The 21,861-nt window shown below is 60.6% G+C and carries 22 protein-coding genes and 2 tRNA genes; 12 read left to right on the top strand and 12 right to left on the bottom strand.

The features are described from left to right. Window positions 1–7: 7 nt before the first annotated feature. The 9 genes from U3654_RS17185 to U3654_RS17145 form a co-directional block, all read right to left on the bottom strand. Entirely contained in the window at window positions 8–1,513 is a 1,506-nt protein-coding gene (locus U3654_RS17185) for an aldehyde dehydrogenase family protein (protein ID WP_324752748.1), read from the bottom strand. Between the two features lie 13 nt (window positions 1,514–1,526). Further along, on the bottom strand, window positions 1,527–2,552 hold the full coding sequence (locus tag U3654_RS17180) for an aminoglycoside phosphotransferase family protein (protein ID WP_324752747.1): 1,026 nt from the start codon (window positions 2,550–2,552) through the stop codon (window positions 1,527–1,529). Continuing rightward, window positions 2,549–2,893 (bottom strand): cupin domain-containing protein, encoded by a 345-nt coding sequence (locus U3654_RS17175; protein WP_324752746.1) that lies wholly within the window; start codon window positions 2,891–2,893, stop codon window positions 2,549–2,551. Before U3654_RS17175 ends, U3654_RS17180 begins: the two co-directional genes overlap by 4 nt. Window positions 2,894–2,908: 15 nt before the next feature. After that, entirely contained in the window at window positions 2,909–3,271 is a 363-nt protein-coding gene (locus tag U3654_RS17170; protein WP_324752745.1) for a cupin domain-containing protein, read from the bottom strand. After that, window positions 3,268–4,554, bottom strand: coding sequence for a glycosyltransferase (locus U3654_RS17165; RefSeq protein ID WP_324752744.1), 1,287 nt, complete (start codon window positions 4,552–4,554; stop codon window positions 3,268–3,270). Before U3654_RS17165 ends, U3654_RS17170 begins: the two co-directional genes overlap by 4 nt. Before the next feature lie 38 nt (window positions 4,555–4,592). After that, the gene (locus U3654_RS17160) at window positions 4,593–5,651 is read right to left on the bottom strand and encodes an ABC transporter ATP-binding protein (protein WP_324752743.1); all 1,059 of its coding nucleotides are present in this window, start codon (window positions 5,649–5,651) and stop codon (window positions 4,593–4,595) included. Next, on the bottom strand, window positions 5,648–6,439 hold the full coding sequence (locus U3654_RS17155) for an ABC transporter permease (protein WP_324752742.1): 792 nt from the start codon (window positions 6,437–6,439) through the stop codon (window positions 5,648–5,650). Before U3654_RS17155 ends, U3654_RS17160 begins: the two co-directional genes overlap by 4 nt. Window positions 6,440–6,442: 3 nt before the next feature. Then, a complete protein-coding gene (locus U3654_RS17150) occupies window positions 6,443–7,294 on the bottom strand; it encodes an ABC transporter permease (RefSeq protein ID WP_324752741.1) in 852 nt (283 codons plus the stop codon). 69 nt (window positions 7,295–7,363) lie between these two features. Beyond that, window positions 7,364–8,413 carry a spermidine/putrescine ABC transporter substrate-binding protein gene (locus U3654_RS17145; RefSeq protein WP_324752740.1) on the bottom strand — a complete coding sequence of 350 codons (1,050 nt, stop codon included), beginning with the start codon at window positions 8,411–8,413 and terminating at the stop codon, window positions 7,364–7,366. 256 nt (window positions 8,414–8,669) lie between these two features. On the opposite strand from U3654_RS17145, the gene U3654_RS17140 reads away from it, so the two are divergent. From U3654_RS17140 to U3654_RS17130, 3 genes are all read left to right on the top strand, one after another. Then, entirely contained in the window at window positions 8,670–9,539 is an 870-nt protein-coding gene (locus tag U3654_RS17140; RefSeq protein ID WP_324752739.1) for a GntR family transcriptional regulator, read from the top strand. After that, window positions 9,536–10,825 carry a glycosyltransferase gene (locus tag U3654_RS17135; RefSeq protein ID WP_324752738.1) on the top strand — a complete coding sequence of 430 codons (1,290 nt, stop codon included), beginning with the start codon at window positions 9,536–9,538 and terminating at the stop codon, window positions 10,823–10,825. Before U3654_RS17140 ends, U3654_RS17135 begins: the two co-directional genes overlap by 4 nt. Before the next feature lie 346 nt (window positions 10,826–11,171). Beyond that, entirely contained in the window at window positions 11,172–12,044 is an 873-nt protein-coding gene (locus U3654_RS17130) for a helix-turn-helix domain-containing protein (RefSeq protein ID WP_324752737.1), read from the top strand. A 44-nt stretch (window positions 12,045–12,088) separates the two neighbouring features. Here the strand turns inward: U3654_RS17130 and U3654_RS17125 are convergent. After that, window positions 12,089–12,164: transfer RNA gene (locus tag U3654_RS17125), tRNA-Lys, on the bottom strand. Window positions 12,165–12,271: 107 nt separating this feature from the next. On the opposite strand from U3654_RS17125, the gene dapF reads away from it, so the two are divergent. The 4 genes from dapF to U3654_RS17105 are packed head-to-tail and all read left to right on the top strand — an operon-like array spanning window position 12,272 to window position 15,631. Then, a complete protein-coding gene (gene dapF, locus U3654_RS17120; RefSeq protein WP_324752736.1) occupies window positions 12,272–13,105 on the top strand; it encodes a diaminopimelate epimerase in 834 nt (277 codons plus the stop codon). Further along, complete coding sequence (gene mtaB / locus U3654_RS17115) at window positions 13,102–14,352, top strand: tRNA (N(6)-L-threonylcarbamoyladenosine(37)-C(2))-methylthiotransferase MtaB (RefSeq protein ID WP_324752735.1); 1,251 nt, start codon at window positions 13,102–13,104, stop codon at window positions 14,350–14,352. Before dapF ends, mtaB begins: the two co-directional genes overlap by 4 nt. A 3-nt stretch (window positions 14,353–14,355) precedes the next feature. After that, on the top strand, window positions 14,356–14,973 hold the full coding sequence (locus U3654_RS17110; protein WP_324752734.1) for an FMN-binding negative transcriptional regulator: 618 nt from the start codon (window positions 14,356–14,358) through the stop codon (window positions 14,971–14,973). Window positions 14,974–15,028: 55 nt separating this feature from the next. After that, window positions 15,029–15,631 (top strand): glutathione S-transferase, encoded by a 603-nt coding sequence (locus tag U3654_RS17105; protein WP_324752733.1) that lies wholly within the window; start codon window positions 15,029–15,031, stop codon window positions 15,629–15,631. A gap of 34 nt (window positions 15,632–15,665) precedes the next feature. Here U3654_RS17105 and U3654_RS17100 read toward each other — a convergent pair whose 3' ends face one another. Next, the gene (locus U3654_RS17100) at window positions 15,666–16,358 is read right to left on the bottom strand and encodes an outer membrane protein (protein ID WP_324752731.1); all 693 of its coding nucleotides are present in this window, start codon (window positions 16,356–16,358) and stop codon (window positions 15,666–15,668) included. A 226-nt stretch (window positions 16,359–16,584) separates the two neighbouring features. Here U3654_RS17100 and petA point away from each other — a divergent pair, with 226 nt between their 5' ends. Genes petA through U3654_RS17085 form a run of 3 tightly spaced genes read left to right on the top strand, consistent with a single transcriptional unit; the run spans window position 16,585 to window position 19,395 of the window. Beyond that, window positions 16,585–17,169, top strand: coding sequence for a ubiquinol-cytochrome c reductase iron-sulfur subunit (gene petA, locus U3654_RS17095; protein ID WP_324752730.1), 585 nt, complete (start codon window positions 16,585–16,587; stop codon window positions 17,167–17,169). A gap of 10 nt (window positions 17,170–17,179) precedes the next feature. After that, entirely contained in the window at window positions 17,180–18,523 is a 1,344-nt protein-coding gene (petB, locus tag U3654_RS17090) for a cytochrome b (protein WP_324752729.1), read from the top strand. Between the two features lie 20 nt (window positions 18,524–18,543). Continuing rightward, window positions 18,544–19,395: a cytochrome c1 gene (locus U3654_RS17085; protein ID WP_416384602.1), complete on the top strand. Its 852-nt coding sequence runs from the start codon at window positions 18,544–18,546 to the stop codon at window positions 19,393–19,395. Window positions 19,396–19,607: 212 nt separating this feature from the next. Here U3654_RS17085 and U3654_RS17080 read toward each other — a convergent pair whose 3' ends face one another. Next, window positions 19,608–20,633 carry a LacI family DNA-binding transcriptional regulator gene (locus tag U3654_RS17080; protein ID WP_324752727.1) on the bottom strand — a complete coding sequence of 342 codons (1,026 nt, stop codon included), beginning with the start codon at window positions 20,631–20,633 and terminating at the stop codon, window positions 19,608–19,610. A 131-nt stretch (window positions 20,634–20,764) separates the two neighbouring features. On the opposite strand from U3654_RS17080, the gene U3654_RS17075 reads away from it, so the two are divergent. Both U3654_RS17075 and U3654_RS17070 read left to right on the top strand, forming a co-directional pair. After that, window positions 20,765–20,841, top strand: a tRNA-Arg gene (locus U3654_RS17075). 155 nt (window positions 20,842–20,996) lie between these two features. Then, window positions 20,997–21,851, top strand: coding sequence for a hypothetical protein (locus U3654_RS17070; RefSeq protein WP_324752726.1), 855 nt, complete (start codon window positions 20,997–20,999; stop codon window positions 21,849–21,851). Window positions 21,852–21,861: the final 10 nt, after the last annotated feature.

Below are 21,861 nucleotides of genomic sequence, written 5' to 3'. Positions count from 1 at the left end.
GACCAGCCTATACATGCTTGCGCCCGCCTTCCTCAAGGAACCAGTCGTCGTCATAGGGGTACCACCAGTCATGTCGCACGGGGTTGTGATCCATGATGACCATTTTGGACCGCCGGAACGTGTCGAGGCCCATGCGCCCCAGTTCGCGCCCGATGCCCGAATTTTTCCACCCGCCGAAGGGTAGCGCGTCGTTGTCGATCATCGGATTGTTGATCCAGACCATGCCCGCCTCTAGCCGCTCGTACGCTTCGTGAGCTTCGGCAAGATCGGTGGTGAACACCGACGCGCCAAGGCCGAATTCGCTGTCATTCGCCATTGCGATGGCAGTGTCGAAATCTGGGACGCGCACGATGGCGGCGACAGGGCCAAAGACCTCTGAATTGAGGATCGCCATGTCTGGCGTGCAGTTCGTCAGGATTGTAGGGGCGTAGAACCAGCCGGTTTCCAGTTCCTCAGGGATGTGCCCGCCGCATTCCACCTTGGCACCCTGCGCGACGGCATCATCCACCAGCCGCTTTACCCTATCGCGGGCGGCCTCGCTGACCAACGGGCCTATCTCAGATTTCTGCAGGCCATTGCCGATGCGCAGGCGTTGCGTCTCAGCAACGAACGCCCGGACAAAGTCGTCATGCACTGCATCCACGACATACATCCGCTCGGTCGAAGTGCAGACCTGCCCCGACATGTGGAATGCACCGGTGACGGCCCCGGCAGCGGCGATGTCGATCGGCGCATGGGCGGTGATGATCATGGGGTCTGATCCGCCTGCCTCAATCACCGCAGGCTTCAGCCGGCGTGCGGCGGCTTCGGCCACGGCCTGTCCTGCCTTGACCGACCCGGTAAAGGCGACGGCGTGAGTTTTCGGGCTGTCGACCAACGCGCGGCCCACCTCCGCACCGCCGGGCAGGCAGGCGACGAGGCCCTCGGGCATGTCTGAAAACACCTTCATGAATTCGAGCGTCGAGAGAGTCGTCGCTTCGGCAGGCTTGATGATAGCGCCGTTGCCCGCGGCCAGTGACGCGGCGACGGTCCAACACATCAGCAGGATCGGGAAGTTGAAGGGCATGATATGCACAGAAACGCCCAGCGGTTCATACCGGGCGAATTGCAGCGATCCCATCTGCGTCGTGCCCGCCACCTTGCCCGCCTCGTCGCGGGCCATTTCGGCGTAATAGCGGAATATGGGCGCGCAATTTGCGACCTCGCCAATGGCCTCGGGATAGGGTTTGCCCATCTCGCGGCTCATCAGGATGGCGCAGGCGGTCATGTCATGCGCCTCGATGCGGTTTGCCAACCTGTGCAGCACCGCTGCGCGGCTTTTGGCATCGGTTTTGGCCCAGCTTTTCTGCGCAGCATTTACCCGGTCAAGAACGGTCTCGACCTCATCCGTCGTGACGCTGGCACGCTGCGCGACTCCCTCCAGAGTAGCGGGGTCGATCACATCATGCGCCGCGCCTTTGCTGCGATGAAAATCGGGGGAGAGATAATAGCAGGGCGAAGTGACATCGGACATGTGTCGCGTCCTTTCAGGAGTTTGTTTGTGGCGAAATCGTCGCGGCACGGGATTGCCATTCGGGCAGATGCGCGCCCAGAAGTGCTGAGATATCGGTGAGCTGTGCGTCGTCCAACGCAGTGCGTAATTGCTGCGCAACGCGGGGCATCCATTTGAGGTAGTTCGGTTTGCCGTCACGCTGATTGAGCCGCACGAAAACGCCCAGAATACGCGCGTGCCGCTGTGCAGCGAGAATGTAGTAGCGATGGCGGATATCCGCAGCATTTCCTAGATGTTTCGGGGCGTTTTCGAGGTAGCGCGCCAGCATCTCGTCCTCCAGCCCCGGCGCCAAATCGCGCCGCGCGTCTTGCAGCAGCGACATGAGGTCATATTCGCAAGGGCCAAGGGCGGCATCCTGAAAATCCAGCAGGCCGCAGCGGGCGATGCCCTTTCGATCGTCCAGCAGCATCAGGTTGTCCACGTGGAAATCGCGCATGATGAGCGTGTCGAACCTGTCCGCTACAGGTGCTAGCGCTGCCCTCCACAGCGCGCGCCAGTCGCGCGCGAAATTGGCATCCAGTTCCGGTCTTATGGCAGGCGCAAACCACTCGGCAAAGATCGCCAACTCTTTTAGCATTACCTCGATGTCGTAGCGTGGCTGGCCCACGTCAGACCCGCTTGGATCATGGTGCAGGTGCAGCAGCGTATCGACGGCAAGGTGATAGAGCGTGCGCTCATCCTCGCCCGCTTTCAGGCAGTGGGTATAGGTCGCGTCGCCCAGATCTTCGATCAAGGCCAGGCCGTTCGCCTTATCGCGTGCCATTATGCGGGGCGCCGACAGGCCGAGGGAATTCAGATGTGCCGATAGCAGCAGAAACGCGGCATATCCCACCGGATCGCTGGGATCCTCCATCAGGATCAGGCCGCGCCCCTCCAGCCGGTGATAGCGGCGGGGGGACGCGTCTGCCGTGAAGGGGGTCAGTTGCGCATCGCCATGGCCCTCAGCCGCCAGAAAGCTGGCGGCAGGGGGCGCAAGGGTGCTGGCCGGCACAGTAATCATCGGATCATGTAGACCTTTTTAATGGTCTCATGGACGGTGCAGATGCCCTTCCAATCCTTGGGGAAGAACGCCGCCGTGTCGGGGATGATTTCGATCACGTCGCCCGCCTCGTGGACGTAAGTGCAGCGCCCCTCGATGAAGTGACAGAACTCGTCGGAGGTCACATGGCAGTCCCACTTGCCGGGGGTGCAGATCCAGAGGCCGCATTCGCTTTGCCCCTCCGGCCCTTTGTGCAGGACCTTGCCGGATACGTGGCTGGTCCCTTCGATCATCGTCGGGATAACGCCCCAATCCACCGTGTCGGTGACGTCGAGCGGATTTTGCATGATCGGTGCTTTCATCGGATTATTCCTTCTCTAGACAAGCATGTAAATGTTGCGCAGCGTTTCCGTGATCTCAGCCGTTCCTTCCCAGCCAGCGGGGAACATGACGCAGGTGCCGGGGCCTGCCTCAATCACCTCGTCCGTGCCGTCGCGGCGATAGGTGACACGGCCGGCGACGAAATGGCAAAACTCGTCGCGCGGCACGGAAATGCGCCACTTACCGGGCGTGCAGACCCAGATTCCGGTTTCGGGTGAATTATTCGGCCCCTTGTGCAAAAGGCGCCCGGTCGAGTGGGATTGCCCCTCAATCATATCGGGCTGCGGACCCCAATCGGCAAGGTCGCCGTAAGTGGTGGCCCCGTGGATATGGGGCGCGGATGATTTGAGGTCGGTCATAACTGCGCCGCCGCCAGATCGCACAACAGCTTGGCCGCCTTTTCCTGTCCGTTTTGCGATTGCATATGCGTGCTCGTTTTCTTGAGCCGCGCGGCCATGTCCGCATCGTTCAGGCAGGCTTCGATTTTCTTCGTCAGCTCCTCCTCGGTCCACTCATAGCGGTCCGAGCGAAAGCCGTGGCCGGTTTCCTGAACGCGCATGGCGTTGTCGTGGCCGTCCCAGACATAGGACATGATGATCGCCGGTTTGCCGAAGTATAGGCATTCGGTGAACGAGTTGTTGCCGCCGTGGTGGATCACCGCATCGACCTGCGGAATGACCGACGGCTGGGGAAACCAGCTGCCGATGATGACGTTGTCGGGGATGTCGGAATATTCGGCCTCGTAGTCACCGACATTGACCAGTGCGCGGTAGCGGCTGCCTCCGATCAGCTTGATGATCCGCTTCAGCAGATCGGTATCCCCGGCACCCAGTGAGCCGAACGAGACATAGAGAAGCGGGCCGTCGTTGTTTTTCTTGAACGTCGGCACCTCATACGGCTTGTCCTGGCGCACGCAGCCTTCGAGATACTGGAACGTCTTTGGGTCCAGCGGTTCGGCGCGGTCGTATTTCATCTGCTCGGGGTAGAGCAGCAGGTTGAGATAGGGCGACGGTTCAAAGAACTCGCCGAGGGGATAGGGGTCTTCGCCGGTGGATTTCAGAAAGTCGTTGAAATCGTCGTGGATGGGCTTGATCACTTCGTTGAACTTCTTGCGAAAGGCGGCGTGGCCTTCCCTGTCATTCACGGACATGCCAGACAGATGCGGCGGGATCGCGGCATCCTCGATCTCGTTCTCAGAGCAGGAAATGACACGCACCCACGGCACGCCGTATTGCTTGATCGCGGGGAACAGGATTACGTTGTCGACGGCGATAACGTCCGGTTTTATGTCCGCAAGAATGCCGGGCAAATCCTTTTCCGCCCATTTTGCGCTGTCGACGATCGCCTCCCAACATTCCTTGACGTAATTGTCCAACTGGTCGATTGGCGCCTTGCGAAAGTTCGGGATGTGACTGTTGATGAAGTCCTCCCAGAACTTGGCCATCTTTTCGGGTGGCATCGGCTCGCTCAAGTTCACAGGATGCGCCTCAAAGCCGTAATCCTTATAGATATCGACGAAACCGGGGTCCGACAGGAACACCACCTTGTGCCCCTTGCGTTCGACCGCTTGCGCGATGCCGACGGAATTGAGCGCAGGGCCGAATGCGGCCTCGGGAAAGAAGGCGAAGGTTTTCTGTGTCATTTGGTCATCTCCTTATCGGTTGTCGGGGTCTTGAGGTGTCAGAGCGCAAAGGCGCGGGTGTCGCGGGCGGCCCAGTGGACGGTGATCTGGTCGCCTTTGACCAACGGGCGCGCCTCGGCTGCATCGGCGGTGAGGCGCATCAGGATCGGCTCGGGCGCGGCGCGGGTTTTCAGATGCACTTGCAGGTCGAGGCCATGATAGGCGGTGGCGACGACAGTGCCGATGATGCTGTTCTCGCCCGTCTCGCCGCCAAGGCGCAGGCGTTCGGGCCGCACGGCGGCGACGCCATTTTGCCCGGTGCTAAGGGGCATCTCGGCGGCGATGGTGCTGCCGTCCTCGGCGATCAGTTTGCCGCCCTTCTCGCGCACAGGGAAAAAGTTCATCACGCCGATGAAATCGGCGGCAAAGCGGCTGGCGGGATGCTCGTAAATCTCGCGCGGGGTGCCTGATTGCAGCAGTTTGCCGTCCTTGAGGATGGCGACACGGTCGGCCATCACCAGCGCCTCTTCCTGATCGTGGGTGACGATGATGAAGGTGATCCCGAATTCGCTCTGAATGCGCTTGAGCTCCAGCTGCATTTCACCGCGCAACTTTTTATCGAGCGCGCCCAGCGGCTCGTCCAGCAGCAGCAGGCGGGGGCGTTTGACCAGCGCGCGGGCCAACGCCACACGCTGGCGCTGGCCACCCGATAGCTGGTCGGGCTTGCGCTTGGTCAGATGGCTTAGCTGGATCACTTCGAGGATCTCATCGACGCGGGATTTGATCTGCGCCTTCGGTAGCTTTTCCATCTCCAGCCCGTAGGCGATGTTCTGTGCCACGCTCATATGTGGGAACAGCGCGTAGGACTGAAACATCAGGTTTACGGGGCGGTGATTGGGCGGAACCTTGGACACATCCTTGCCATCAAGGATGATCTGACCGGCATCGGGTATCTCGAACCCGGCCAGCATCCGAAGCAACGTCGTCTTGCCACTGCCGGACGCGCCGAGCAGGGCAAAGAACTCGTTCTCATGGATATCGAGGTCGATCCCGTCAATGGCACGCACGGAGCCGAAATGTTTCTGGGCACCTTTTATGGATAGCAACGCTTGGCTCATTGTCCCGGTAGCCCTCCACGGTTCAGGCGCTGCGAAAGGGCTAAAATAACGACCGATACGGTCATCACGATGGCGGCAAGCGCGTTGATTTCTGGGGTGACGCCAAAGCGGATCATGGCAAAGATCTGCATCGGCAGTGTGATGGAATCGCGGCCCGCCCCGGCGGTGAAAAACGCGATGATGAATTCATCCAGCGACAGGGTGAACGCCAGCAGCGCGCCCGCGATCACGGCGGGCAACATGACGGGCAGCACAACGCGCCAGAGGGTGACCAACATCGGCGCGCCCAGATCGGTGGACGCTTCGACGATTGACCAGTCGAACGTTTTGAGGCGTGCGCGCACGACCGAGCATACGAAGGCGAGGTTGAAGACGACATGACTGACGATCACTGTATGCAGGCCCATCGTGACATTCAGCAGCGAGAAAAAGCTGAGCAGCGCGATGGCCAATACGATGTCGGGGATGATCATGGGGGCAAAGATGATGGTTTCCAAAAAGCGCCCTTTGCGGCGGCGGATTTCGACGCCCACGGCCAGCAGCGTGCCGAGGATCGTGGCGAGGATGGTGGATATGATTGCGACGATCAGCGTGTTCAGTGCCGCGCCCATGATGTCACTGTTGCGGAACAGCTCGCCGTACCATTTGACCGAAAATCCGGTCCATGCGGTCGGCAATCCGCCCTCGTTAAACGACAGCGCAAAAAGGACGGAGATCGGGATGTAGAGGAACGCGAAAACTGCCGAGAGGATCATCAGCATCAGTTTCGGGTTGGCGGTGCCGCGCATGACCTACTCCTCCCGCCGCGCGCCAGAGGCACGCTCGGTCGCGAAGGTCTGAAGGGTCAGCAGGCCCATCATGATCGCGATCAGAAACATCGACAGCGCCGCGCCAAAGGGCCAGTCATTCGCCGTCAGGAACTGCGCATAGACAAGGTTTCCGATCATCTGGAACTGCCCGCCGCCCAAGAGGGCCGGCGTCACGAAATTGCCGATACTGAGGACAAAGACAAAGACAAAGCCCGTCGCGATCCCCGGCACTGTCATCGGCAGGATCACCCGGCGGAATGTCGTCCAGCCACCGCCACCCAGATCGCGCGACGCCTCGGCGATCTCTGGGTTGAGGCGCGACAGGGGCGCGTAGCAGGCCAGAATCACGAAGGGCAGGTAGTTATAGACGAGGCCAATCACCACGGCGGTTTCGGTATAGAGCATCTTGGGTAATTCACCGTCATATCCCAGCCATGTGGCGACTCCGGCGACCAGCCCCTCGCGGTTCAGCATCACGATCCACGCGTAGGTTCGCACGAGGTAGTTCGACCAGAACGGCAGCACAGCAAAGAACAGCAGCGTCGCCTGACGGCGCGGCGGCGCCGCGGCAATGGCGTAGGCGGCAGCGTATCCGATCACCACGGCGATGGTTGCCGACAGCCCCGCGATCCACGCCGATTTCAGGAAAATCCCTGCATAGAGCGGGTCAAACACCAGCGCGATGTTTTCCATCGTAAAGGTGTATTCGATGCCGCCATAGATACCGCGCCGAAAGAACCCCAACGCAAGGATCAGCAGGCACGGCACCACCATGAAGGCGGTCAGCCATGCCAACGCGGGCGTCATCAGGTATAGCGGCTTGCGGTCGGTCATGCGGCGCTTTTCAGGTAAGTGAGGGAAGCGCGGCGCGCCTCCCTCGGGTCTGGTCAGGCAGGGTGTGGATCAGTTGGCCTTGATCTCGGACACGATGCGGGAATAGGCGCGCTGGGCCTCGCCGACATCGCGCAGCTGCTCGTATTTCATCAGCTCATCCGGGGCCATGCCCATGTTCGGGAATTGCGTGACGAAATCCTCGGACAACGCCTCCATCGCCGGCTTGTTCGGCACCTTGTAGAGGATGTTCTCGGCGGCCCAGCCGTGGTTGGTGGGGTCGAGGATGAAATCGACAAACGCGTAGGCGGCATCCTTGTGCTCGGAATTCTTGAGGATCACCATGGTGTCGACCCAGAGGTCCGATCCCTCGCTGGGGATCACATATTTGATGTCGGCATTTTCTGCGATGCCGTAGTTGCACCAGCCGTCCCACGCCTGAACCAGCTCGGCCTCGCCCGATACCAGCTTGGCGTAGAAGGTGGTGTCGTCATAAGCCAGCAGCGTCTTCTTGGTCTCGATCAGTTGGTCGCGGACGGTGGCCAATTCATCCTCGTCGGTGGTATTTACCGAGTAGCCGTTCGCCAGCATCGCCGCACCTAGCAGCCAGCGGTCGGTCGCCAGCATGGTCGTCTTGCCGCTCAGCGCGTCCGTCGGTTTCAGCAGGTCGTTCCAGCTGTCCGGCGTGCCCTCGACCAGATCCGAGCGATAGCAAAGACCCGTCGTGCCCCACGCATAGGGCAGCGAGAATGTGTTGCCCTCGTCATGCGACAACTGCGTCGCCTGATCGTAGAGGTTAGCGAGGTTTGGAATCTTGGCGTGGTCCAGATCTTCGGCAAGGCCCAGATTGTGCAGCACCTCGGCAAAGGGAGACGAGACAAAGACGACGTCATAACCCTTGCCCTTGGAGGCGATCAGTTTGCCCATGATCTCTTCGTTGGTGCCGTGCAGCACCAGTTCGGCCTCGTTTCCGGTCGCCTCATTAAAGGCATCGATGGCGTCGGGGGCCATGTAGCCGTCCCAGTTCGATACCACCAACTGCTCGGCGCCGGCCACATTGGCCGATAGCGCCAGCCCTGTGCCTATCGCTGCCGCGCCGATGATCCTGAATTGTCCAAACATATTATTCCTCCATTTCGCTGTCGGTGTGCGGTGGCATCATGGCCTGCCGCATCGTTTTGGTTATTGGTGGACAATCAGGTCCACTTTCCGCAACAGTACTAAGACTGGCAAAAATACGTCAAACTGTATTCAGTGTTCTTTTTTGCAATTGGCCCGCATTATCGGGCTTGCCCATGGGGAAAGGCGGGTCGCCCTGACCGAGACGCGCAGAAATGTCAGACAGAACCACCTTGCGCTGGCGCAAAAGATACTCAGCGTGGCGTTGGCGCGCGGGCTGAAATCCGGCGATCACCTGCCCGAACAGATGTTTTCCGAAGCATGCGGTGTGTCGCGAACGCCTATCCGGTCAGCATTCAAGATACTGGACGAGCGTGATATTCTGCAATGGCGGCAGGAAGAGGGGTATTTTCTGACGCTCGGTTCCGCGGACCAGATTTCGGCGGTGATCCGAGCGCTGGAGGATACCGAGAAATCCGTCGCGCACCAGATCCTTTCGGATCGAGCTGAGCGCCGGATTGGCGATGTGCAATCGGTCAGCGCGCTGACGCGACGCTATAACGTTCCACGTGCGGCTGTACTAAATGCATTAAAGATACTGGCCAAGGATGGCATTGTGCGCCAACTGCCGGGGCGGGCATGGGCATTCCAGCCGATGGTCGATTCCCCTGCCGCCGTGGAGGACAGCTTTGATTTTCGTCTGACCATGGAGCCGCAGGCGATCATCGCGCCTGAATTCACGCTCGATTCCGAACGCGCCGGTCTGGTGCGCGAGCAGATGAATGGTTTTCTGGGTGCAGGCGAAGGGCGGCTGACGCCTGCCGCGTTCCGGCGCATCGACATCGAGTTTCATACGCTGATCGCCGAATGTTCGGGCAACCGTTTCCTGCGTGGCAGCCTGACTGCGCATCACCGGCTGCGAAAGGCATCACAGAAAAGCACGGCTATCCCGGAATTTCGGCTGAAACAGGCCACGCTGGAGCATCTGGAGATTCTCGACAGCCTTGAACGCAACCAGTTTCAACTGGCGGCGGACCAGATCATCGTGCATTTGCGCCGCTCGCGCATTCGCAAGCCGCAGGCGGCAAATCGCGGCATCCCGCCGCTGGCCCGAGGGCCACGCACATGACCCGCCGCCCCGAGATCGCGCTGTTCCCCGAGGCCAGCTTTGGTGCGGCTCTGAATTGCGTCGGCATTGCGCAGGAGCTTCAGCGGCAAGGGGCGAATCCGGTGTTTATCTGTCATGCCGGGTTCACGGGCGTCTTTGCCGAATACGGTTTTAAAGAATATCACCTGCCCGAGCATCCCGGCAGTAGCGCTGAGTCGATCGAGGATTATTGGCAGGACTTTATCAATACGCACCTGCCGCATTTCGACCTCGACCCGCTGGCGCAGTTGCCCACCTATGTCGGCCCCACATGGAAGGCCATCGTCGAGACCGTCATCGCCGCCGAAGACGACCTGGCCCGTCTGCTGGCCCAAATCAGGCCCGACGCCATCGTGCTGGACAACGTCATTATGTTCCCCGCCATTGCCAATGCGGGATGCCCTTGGATACGCATCGTGTCCTGCGCCGAGACAGAGATTCCCGATCCTGCTGTGCCGCCTTATCTGTCCGGCCTCGCGCCGGGCGATGCTGGTACCGATGCGTTCGTCAAGGCCTACGCTGATGCGACACGTGACGTGCACCGCCACTATAACGCCTTTCGCAAGCGTTGTGGATTGCCCGGCTTACCGTCCGGGCTCTTTCTTGAGCCGTCGTCGTCGCTGAACCTGCTGCTGGCGCCCGAGGCTGTGCGCTACGACCGCGCGCAGCCGCTGGACGGCGAGCGGTTCATATATCTCGAAGGCTGCGTGCGGCGCGAGAATCACTATGAACTGCCGCGTTTCGCCGTCGATAGCGGGCCGCTGGTCTATGTCGGCTTTGGCTCGCTCGGGGCCGTGGATACTGTGTTGATCAAGCGGATGCTGGCGGTGTTTCAGACCATCCCGGCCCGGTTTCTGGTCAATGTCGGCGGTCTGATCGAGGCGTATGAATCGGTTCCCGACAATGTGCATCTGGGCAGTTGGTTCCCCCAGCCCTCGGTGATTGAGCAGGCGGCACTGGTGATTCATCATGGCGGCAACAACAGCTTTTGCGAAGCACTCTATCATGGGGTGCCATCGCTGGTGATGCCCTATTGCTGGGACGGTCATGACAACGCGCAGCGCGCCGAGGATTCGGGCGTAGGCCGCCGCATTGATCGCGCCGGATGGAGTGCCGAATCACTGCGCGCCGAAATCCTTGCGATGCTGGGCGATGTCGCGATGCGTCGCCGCCTTAGAGGGATTTCGGACAACATGCAGAGCATCCCGGGCACGACGCGCGCAGCCAAGACGATTCTGGCGGCATTGCGCCGAGATGAGGTGAGGTAAAGGTGGCGCCGACTGCAAACCGTATCATCCGGTGCTGTCTGGACCGCCCTACAAAAGCAGCGGCGCCTAATAAAAAATAACGGCCTTACAGGGCAGCGTCAAAGACCTTTCCCAGATGCGGGCAAATAAGCCCGATGATGACCTGACGGTATTCGCCAGCTAAGATAGGGTATTGAAGAAATCGGACAGGCCAAAGCGCTTTGCATCAAATCTAAGTTACAGACCAATGCAAAACACCCACCGCATCGAAGGAGTGTAGGCCTTTCCCGTTCTTTCTGGCTCAGAAGAAGACGCAAAAGGATCAAATTGAATATGCGTCGATCAACATAAGGTGGCACCGCGCAAGATGACCAACCAGGAACAGCCTGCTTCTGGCAACCCGGACATCTTTAAGCTGGTTCCAGTTCCGAAGCGGCTGACGCCTTATGTGCGCCGGATTATGCGGGCCGATACCTGCGAAAATCTGGATTTTACGTTCGATGTCTGTGCGACGGGATATTGTTATCTCAGTTGGGTCTGGCGCGGTCGATGGACGGGCTATGTCGACGACAGCCTCGTCTTTGATACCGAGAGCGACGGCAGAGTGGTCTCTTCTGGGCAGGTCGTAAACGCGCGCGTCGGATGCCGGATCAGCGGACAGCCGGGGCAGATTGCCGTCGAATTCCAGCCGTTCGGCCAATATCAGTTGCTGGGCATCGCGGGTGATGCGACGATCGACACGGCCATCGCCCCGGATAAACTGAATCCTGCGCTACAGACCCCCCTCCAGCCACTCATGGATACTGCGCCCCATATCGAAGGCGACGTAGCGCTGAGCTTGATGACCACCTTTCTGAGCGATCTCGTCGGCGGCGCGCGCGTTCTGCCGCCCGATTTGCTGGAGGCTGTGCGACGGATGGAAGAGGCTGACGGCGCGCTTCGAATCTCGGCGCTCTGCACCGATCTGGGCCTGTCCAACCGAACCTTTCGCCGGCGATTTCATAACCTGACGGGGCTAACGCCCAAGCGGTTTTGTCGCGTCTTGCAGGTGACCAAAGCCTTGAACGCGGTTCTCGAACGCAAGGGTGCGTCGCTGTCTGAAATCGCGTTAAAGGCCGGGTTCAGCGATCAGGCGCATTTCAACAGGGCGTTTCGGGATTTTCTGCACGACAGCCCGCTGCATGGTACCGAAAACGTCGAGGCGACGCTGGCGCTATTTGTCGGGCAGGCGCGCGGATGAGGGCGCGGCGTGTCAAGATGCTGCACTGCAAGTGTCTGAATAAGTGGTGAGCCCTGCAGGATTCGAACCTGCGACCCACTGATTAAAAGTCAGTTGCTCTACCAACTGAGCTAAGGGCCCACTGCGGGCGTAATTAGAAAGAGCGCCGCCGGGGGTCAACCCCAATTGCGACGACAAGGCCGCGCAATCTCTGGATTCATTTCCGGCGAGGGGGTATAGCGCCGGACATGGATACGCGCCGCGATACTAGTTTGCCCTTTATGAAAATGCACGGGCTGGGCAACGACTTTGTCGTGCTGGATGCGCGTGTGCGCGACGTTGCCATGACGCCGGGCCTCGCCAAACTGCTGGGCGAGCGGCATCGGGGCATTGGCTTTGATCAGCTGGCGGTCATCACGGTTGGTGAGGGCGATGCGCATCTGACCTTCTGGAACGCCGATGGCAGTATCGCGGGCGCCTGCGGCAATGCCACACGCTGCATCGCGCGGTATCTGATGAACGAAAGCGGCAAGGATGCGTTGCACCTGACGACGCAGCGCGGGGATCTCTATGCGCGGGATGCGGGCGGCGGGCTGACCTCAGTTAATATGGGCGCGCCGCAGCTGGACTGGCAGGATATCCCGCTGGCCGAACAGATGGATACGCTGGAGTTGCCCATCGAGGGTGGCCCGGTCGCCACCGGCATGGGCAATCCGCATTGCACGTTTTTCGTCGAGAATGCCGAGGCGATTCCGCTGGAGCAATTCGGCCCGCGTTACGAGCATCATCCGCTGTTCCCCGAGCGCACGAATGTGCAGGTCGCCAGCGTGACCGGCCCGGATCACATCCGCATGCGCGTATGGGAGCGGGGCGTTGGCGTGACGCTTGCCTCCGGCTCGTCCTCCTGCGCCGTTGCTGTGGCCGCCGCGCGGCGGGGTCTGACCGGGCGCGAGGTGCGGGTTGATCTGGATGGCGGTCGCCTCGATATCGATTGGCGCGAGGATGGCGTCTGGATGACCGGGCCGACGATGCATGTGGCCAACGGCGTGCTGACACCCGAATTTCTGGCAGATGCGACATGAGTGCGCCGATCTTTTCGAACCACGGCTGCCGTTTGAACGCCTACGAGACCGAGGCGATGAAAGAACTGGCCACCGAGGCGGGGCTGGAGGGCGCGGTCGTTGTCAATACCTGCGCCGTGACGTCTGAGGCTGTGCGTAAGGCACGGCAGGATATTCGCCGCCTGCGCCGCGACAACCCGAACGCGCGCATCATCGTCACCGGCTGTGCCGCCCAGACCGAGCCTGCGACGTTTTCCGCCATGCCTGAGGTCGACACCGTTATCGGCAACACCGAAAAGATGCAGGCCAGTACATGGGCGGGCCTTGCCGGTGATTTCGGGACCGAACCTGTTCAGGTGGACGACATCATGTCTGTGACCGAAACCGCCGGGCATCTGATCGACGGGTTCGGCACGCGCAGCCGCGCCTATGTGCAGGTGCAGAACGGCTGCGATCATCGCTGCACGTTCTGCATCATCCCCTATGGTCGCGGCAATTCGCGCAGCGTTCCCGCAGGTGTTGTAGTGGACCAGATCAAGCGGCTGGTGCAGCGCGGCTATAACGAGGTGGTGCTGACCGGTGTCGATCTGACCAGCTGGGGCGCCGACCTGCCCGCCGCGCCGAAACTGGGCGATCTGGTCATGCGCATCCTGCGTCTGGTGCCGGACCTGCCACGCCTGCGCATCAGCTCGATCGATTCGATCGAGGTGGACGACAATCTGATGCAGGCGATCGCAACCGAGGCGCGGCTGATGCCGCATCTGCATCTGAGCCTTCAGCATGGCGACGACCTGATCCTCAAGCGGATGAAGCGTCGGCATCTGCGTGATGACGCGATTGCCTTTGCCGAAGAGGCGCGCAAACTGCGCCCCGAGATGACCTTTGGCGCCGATATCATCGCCGGTTTCCCAACCGAGACCGAGGCGCATTTCGAAAACTCCCTCGCTCTGGTGCGCGAATGTGATCTGACATGGCTGCATGTCTTTCCCTACTCACCTCGCCCCGGCACGCCTGCCGCGCGGATGCCTCAGGTCAATGGCGTCGCCATCAAGGATCGCGCGGCGCGGCTGCGCGCAGCGGGTGAGGCGCAGGTGACGAAGCATCTGAGCGCTCAGGTGGGCCGCGATCATGCGGTGTTGATGGAGAGCCCGCATATGGGTCGGACCGAGCAGTTTACCGAGGTCGCCTTTGATGCGCCGCGACCGGAGGGTCAGATAGTGCTCGCACACATCACCGGCACGCGCGGCGCGCAGCTGGTTGCGGCCTAAAGGGTGCATCCGAACCCGATATATCGCAGCGTGACGCGCGAGTTTAACCTCGATTTCGCGCGCGAGCAGGGGTTTGGTATGCTGGCTATTGCGAGCGCGGGTGCACCGCTGCTCAGCCATATTCCTTTCATTCTGAACGAAGCCGGGAATGTGGTCGATTTTCACCTCGTGCGCTCGAATCCTATCGCGCGGGCGGCCAAGGCGCCTGTTGCCGCGCGGCTCGCCGTTCAGGGCCCGCATTCCTATATCTCGCCCGACTGGTATGGCGTTGAGGATCAGGTGCCGACCTGGAATTACGTTGCTGTGCATCTGGTGGGCGAGGTTGAACAACGCCCCGAGGCGGAGCTGCGCGATCTACTGGATCGTCAATCAGCCGAGTTCGAGGCGCGGCTGGCACCGAAAACGCCATGGACGGCGGCCAAGATGACGCCGGACGTGTTGGAGCGGATGATGCGCCAGATCGTGCCCTGCCGGATGCGTGTCGCGGAAATCCACGGCACGTGGAAGCTAAACCAGAACAAGCCCGAGGAGGTGCGCCTTAGCGCCGCCGATCACGTCGATGCCTACGGCATGGGGCAGGAGGTGCGGATGCTCTCGGCCCTGATGCGTGGGGCGGTATAGACAGCGCCTTGGCACGCTCCTACGCTGCGGCGACATACAATCAGGAGCGCCTCAGATGAAACTGCTTACCGGCCCCACATCCCCCTTCGCGCGCAAGGTCGCGGTTGTCCTGCACGAGCTGGGCACGACCGATTCGGTCCAGATGCAGATCGTCACCACCACGCCGGTCCAGACCGATGCGACTGTTGCGGCCGCCAATCCACTGGGCAAGATCCCGGCACTGATCCGCGACAGCGGCCCGGTGCTATACGACAGTCGGGTGATTTGCCGATATCTGGACGCGCAGGCGGGCGGCACGCTCTATCCCGAAACGCGACTGTGGGAGGTTCTGACGCTGGAAGCGACGGGCGATGCAATCATGGATGCCGGGGTCGCGATGATCTACGAGGTGCGGATGCGCCCTGCCGACAAGCAGTGGGACGGCTGGATCGATGCGCAATGGGCCAAGATCAGGTCGGCGATGGATGCACTGGAGTCGCGGTGGATCAGCCATCTGGCCGGGCCACTGGATGTGGGTCAGATCGCCGTCGGTTGCGCGCTGAGCTATATCGACTTTCGCCAGCCGGACCGCGAGTGGAAGGCCGAGCGCCCGCAATTGGCCGCGTGGCACGCCAAATTTAATCAGCGCGATTCGATGCAAAAAACCCGGCCTGACTAGGCCGGGTTGGTCGCGGCGTCAGTGAGCGGGCCGTTCAGAAATTATAGCTGATGCCGACATTAACGGCGTGTGTCAGCAATTCGGTGCGCAATTTGCCGGGGGTTTCGCCGGGATCGGGATCGATCGTCACATCGTTGTCGGACCACACGATCTGATACTCGCCAAACAGCGACCAGTTGTCACTCAGCGCGTATTTCATACCCGCGATACCGCGGAGGGCAAGGCCGGTCGTCTCATAACCATAGGTGCGGTTGCTTGCGCCGGAGGCTAGAATGTCGACATGCGGCACGGCGATACCGATACCGGCCCCGGCATAGGGCGTGAAATTGCTGCCGGCAAAGGCGTCGGGAAACCGCTTCATCACGTTAGCGGTAAAGATGTTATGTCCATCCGTGAATTCCAGCCGATCAACGCCGATCGCGGCGCGGTCGGCGGCGCTGGCATAGGCCTTGGTGTGGGTGCCCTCGATGCCGAAACCGAGATTGCTGTTGGTCCACCACATCGCGCGGCCACCATAATAATAAGGGTTCTCAAAGGCTTTACCCTTCCAGTCCACATTGCGGTTGAACGGCGTTCCATCCGGCAGATAACCCGACGCGTCGCTGTCGCTGGCGGTCTGCGTGCCTAGATAAAGGCTCAGCTCCAGCTCGGCGGCGGCAGGCGAGGCGGCCATCAGCATTGCGGCAGCAGCCGCGGTCTTGATGAGGTTCGGCATCAGGTGAGACATGGCAAGGGCGCTTTCAAGTTTGGCGGCTGTATTATGGGTGGTCTTACACCGCGCGGCCCCCCGGCTCAAGCGCGACACATGCGCGCCCCTGCACGTTATGCGGCATTGCGCACTGGACGGGCTGGAAAACCCTCGCTAAAACCCGTCTCGGAACGGTCGCGGGACTCCTGCGGCTCAGAACCCATATTGGGCTGGCAACATTGCCCTTGAGAATGGAGTAAACCTCGTGTCCCACGCAGACGATCACGAAGGCAACCGGAGGGACTTCCTCTATTACGCGACTGCCGGTGCCGGCACGGTCGCGGCCGGTGCCGCCATCTGGCCGCTGGTCAATCAGATGAATCCTTCCGCGGATGTTCAGGCCCTCAGCTCAATCCGGGTCGATGTCGCGGATGTCGCCGTCGGCACGCAGATCACGGTCAAATATCTGGGCAAGCCGGTGTTTGTTCGCCGCCGCAGCCAGGCCGAGATTGACGCCGCGCGCGACGTGGATGTCGCCAGTCTGATCGACCCCACATCGCAAAACCCGAATCTAGATGGCGTGCAGCCCGCGACCGACGCGAACCGCACCATTGCCGTGCCGGGTGCCGAAGGCGACGCCGCCGAAGAATGGCTGGTCATGATCGGTGTCTGCACTCATCTGGGCTGCGTTCCCATCGGTGATGGTGCGGGCGATTTCGGCGGGTGGTTCTGCCCCTGCCATGGGTCACATTACGACACTGCCGGACGCATCCGCAAAGGGCCAGCGCCCGAGAATCTGTGGATTCCCATCGCCGAATTCGCCGACGAAACAACGATCAAACTGGGATAGGGACATAAACATGGCTGGTATTCCGCACGATCATTATGAGCCGGGAACACGGGGCGAAAAGTGGCTGCACAGCCGCCTGCCCATCGTTGGTCTGCTCTATGACACATTGATGATTCCGACGCCCAAGAACCTCAATTGGATGTGGATCTGGGGCATTGTTCTGGCATTCACGCTGGTGCTTCAGATCGCTACCGGCATCGTTCTGGCGATGCATTACACGCCGCATGTCGATATGGCCTTTGCCTCGGTCGAGCATATCATGCGCAACGTGAACGGTGGGCATTTCATCCGCTATCTGCACATGAACGGCGCCTCGCTGTTCTTTGTTGCGGTCTATGCGCACATCTTTCGCGGTCTCTATTACGGCTCCTACAAGGCCCCGCGCGAGGTTACGTGGATCATCGGCATGCTGATTTACCTTTGCATGATGGGCACGGCCTTTATGGGCTACGTCCTGCCCTGGGGTCAGATGTCGTTCTGGGGTGCCACGGTCATCACCGGCCTCTTTGGCGCGATCCCGTTCATCGGCGAGCCGATCCAGACATGGTTGCTGGGTGGGCCTGCAGTGGACAATGCCACGCTGAACCGCTTTTTTAGCCTGCATTACTTGCTGCCTTTCATCATTGCGGCGCTGGTCGTCGTGCATATCTGGGCGTTCCACACCACGGGCAATAGCAACCCAACAGGTGTCGAAGTGCGCCGCACTTCCAAGGCCGAAGCGGAAAAGGATACCGTTCCGTTCTGGCCCTATTTCGTGATCAAGGACCTCTTTGCGCTGGGCGTTATCCTGATCGTATTCTTTGCGATCGTCGGCTTCATGCCCAACTATCTGGGCCACCCGGACAACTACATCGAGGCAAATCCGCTTGTGACGCCTGCGCATATCGTGCCGGAATGGTATTTCTTGCCATTCTACGCGATCCTGCGGGCCTTCACCTCGGACGTGTGGGTTGTGATGGCGACTAGCTGGATCACCGGCGGTATCGTCGATGCCAAGTTCTTTGGCGTGTTGGCGATGTTCGGGGCGATTGCGGTCATGGCGTTGGCGCCGTGGCTGGACACGTCCAGCGTGCGGTCGGGCCGGTATCGCCCGATGTTCAAATGGTGGTTTGCCCTTCTGGTGCTGGATTTCTTTGTCCTGATGTGGGCGGGGGCGATGCCCGCCGAGGGTATCTATGCGATCATCTCGCTGATCGCGTCGGCCTATTGGTTCGCGTATTTCCTGATCCTTCTGCCCCTCTTGGGCGTGATCGAGAAGCCGCAGCCGATCCCGGCGACCATTGAGGACGACTTCAACGCGCATTACGACGCGCAGACCGGTGGCACCCATACCATCGTCAAACCCGCCGAATGAGGAGCAAGAATATGAACGCAATGTTCCGTAAATTTGGCGCGCCCGTCGCCGTTGCGCTGTCGCTGACCCTTTCGGGCGGCGCGGCAATGGCTGCCGGTGCCGAGGCGCATATCGAGGATGTCAATTTCTCCTTCGAGGGGCCGTTCGGCAAGTTTGATCCGCTCCAGCTTCAGCGCGGGCTCAAGGTTTACACCGAGGTCTGCGCGGCCTGCCATGGCCTGCAATACGTGCCGATCCGCACGCTGCATGACGAAGGCGGACCGCACCTGCCCGAAGATCAGGTGCGTGCCTATGCCAGTCAGTTCGAGATATTCGACGCCGAGTTGGACGACTACCGCGAGGCCAAGCCATCCGACCATTTCCCCGGATCGGGACTGGAGACGGCACCCGACCTTTCGCTGATGGCGAAAAAGCGGGCTGGTTTTCACGGCCCCTACGGCAGCGGCATCAATCAGTTCGTCAAGGGCATGGGTGGCCCCGAATATATCTATACCCTGCTGACCGCCTATCACGAGGCACCCGATTGCGCGCCCGAAGATTTTGAGGGCAGCTATAACGCAGCCTTCGCCGCCGGCGGCTATCCAGACGAGTGCAAGGACGAACATGGCAACCATACCGTGCCCGGTAGCTGGATCGCGATGGCGCCGCCTCTCTATGGCGACGACGTCGAGTTCGATGACGGACATGCTGCCGATGTGCAAAGCGAGGCCAAGGATGTCGCGGCATTCCTGATGTGGACGGCCGAGCCCAAGCTGATGGCGCGTAAGTTTGCGGGCCTCTCAGGCGTTCTCTTCCTGACGCTTCTGTCGGTTCTGCTCTATCTGACGAACAAACGGATCTGGGCCCCACTCAAGGGCAAAAAGAAGCACTAAGCACGACTTAGAATACACAAAGCATGAAGCCCCGCTCGGATGTTTCCCGACGGGGCTTCTTTTTGGCCGCAGTAGGGGCGCTGGTGCTGTTTTGGGCTGCTTTTGGGAATTAATCGCTCGGGCCCGGGTTCAAGTGCTGCTGATGAGCGTCCTGGCCATCCAGAGCTACAATTCTCGACCATGTTGTTGGATTATGACCTGCTGGCCCGGCGCTAAGGCCTGCGCAGCGTGTCGCCATAACTGATCGTCGGTTCCAGCGCGATGCGCTGCGGAGACTGGTCGCTGCCGGGTTGCGCACGGTCCGCGATGATCTGCGCGGCACGGCGCCCGATTTCATTTCGGCAGGCATCCATTGTCGCCAGCTCGCGCGGCAGACCTTTGAGCAGGTTTAGCCCGTTGAATCCTGCAAGCCCGATGGAGCCGGGGATGTCATATCCCTGCTCCAGCAGCCACAAGAGCCCGCCCGCGCCGATCATATCATTGGAGTAATACAAAAAGTCCAACTCAGGATCGCGCGCCAGCATGGCTTGGGTCATCTCGCGCCCCTTCATCAAAGCAGAGCCGCCCGAGTAAAATTCACGCTCGGCAATTTCGACCCCGGCCTTGGCCAGAACGTCGGTCAGTCCCTCAAAGCGCTTGCGAGCGCGGTGATCGCGGGGCATCGTCGTGCCCATGAAGCCGATGCGCCGATACCCGCCCTTGAGGATCGCGCGCCCCATCTGCTCGCCCGCGCGGCGGTGCGATATGCCAACGACCGAATCGACCGGGGTTCCGTCAACATCCATGATTTCGACAACCGGGATACCCGAGGCGCGCAGCATCGCGCGCGCCGCCTCGGAATGCTCGAGCCCCGCGATGATGACGCCCGAGGGGCGCCATGACAGCATCTCGTACAGAACTTTTTCCTCTTTTTCGCGAGTGTAGTCGGTCAGGCCGACCACGGGCTGCAATCCGGTCTTTTCCAGAACGTCCGTGATGCCAGTCATCACTTCGGGAAAGACCATGTTCGACATCGACGGAATGATGACCGCTACCAGATTGACGCGGCTCGACGCCAGCGCACCTGCGATCTTGTTCGGCACATATCCCAGCGCCTTCGCGCTCGCGAGCACCCGCTTGCGGGTGGCATCGGACACATCGCCGCGATTGCGCAGCACGCGACTGACGGTCATTTCCGACACGCCCGACGCCTCAGAGACGTCACGCAAGGTCAAGGCGCGATTTGGGGTCTGGCTCACTGGAACGATCCTGCCTGTTTCCCCGCTACGTTACCGCGAACATCAAAGTCGGATCAAGCGCATTGGCGTCTGCGTCCCAGCAGCTTTTCACCGATGACAATCGCGGCGCGGCGCGGTATTCAGGCGCCCTAGGCCCCGTGGCTCAACTGGATAGAGCAGCCCCCTCCTAAGGGGCAGGTTGCAGGTTCGAATCCTGCCGGGGTCACCAAAAACACTTGAAAAATATGACTTATTTACAGGGCTTTGCGCAGGAGCTTGCAGAAAGTCCCGAGAGCTTTCGGGTCGAATTCTGCTGAAACGGCAGAAATCTCGTACAAAACCTGTACAAATTTCGCACGTCTTTGCGCACTTTGGGGCCATCCGATGAGCTGGCGGGTTGCGAACACATGCGCGAAACGGAAGTTCGGCAGCGCAACGCGCAAACAGATCATCATGTTTCTGGCCGACAAGGCCAGCGATGACGGCTCAGGCATCTGGTGTTCGAAGGGCACGATCCAGCGACACACCGAGCTTGGGGAGACCACCGTCAAGCGAACCGTGCGCGAGTTTCTCAACGAAGGCATCCTCGTCGAGACCGGCGCACGGACCTGCAAGAACGGATTCACGGTCGTTTACCGGATCGATTTGACCAAGGTCGAGGCGCTGGAACCCACGCTGGAACCCGAGATTGAGACGGGGTCCACAGTGGCCCCCGTCCAGCCTGACCCCGGTACGGGGGCCACTGTGGCCGGGGTACCGGGGCCACCACGGCCCCCAAACCATCCTAAAACCATCCATAAACCACCTACGCGCAGGCGCGAGGAGGCGGCGGATGAAGAGGCAGAGAAGATTTTGGCGACGTATCCACCAGACCGGCTACGCGGTAAAGCGGCCTGCCTTGCCCAGATCGAAGAGGCCATGAAGGAAGGGATCGCACCGGAGGACTTGCGGCAAGCCGTCCAAGCCTATGCCACCGACAGCGCAGGGTTTACCCGTTCCAAGGTTTGCTTTTCCGACAACTGGTTTCAGTCGCGGCGTTGGCAAGCTTACGTTGAGAAGCAAGCAGAAGATCGCAGAAAGACGGCAGCATTGCAGGCAGACCACCATGCAAGGCTGGCCTGCTGGATCAGTGATCGCAGCCCGATGTGCAAACATATCACGGGCACCCAAGTCACGGCGTTGCTTGCATCAAAGATGGTTTCCGAGGCCCAAATCCAAGCCGCAGGCCTCGGATCATGACCGCAACCGA

This window comes from Roseovarius sp. Pro17, assembly GCF_035599575.1.
In the GTDB taxonomy this organism is placed as follows: Bacteria; Pseudomonadota; Alphaproteobacteria; order Rhodobacterales; family Rhodobacteraceae; genus Roseovarius.
Note: the sequence above shows the minus strand (reverse complement) of the source record. Positions and strands in the feature narration are given on the sequence as shown.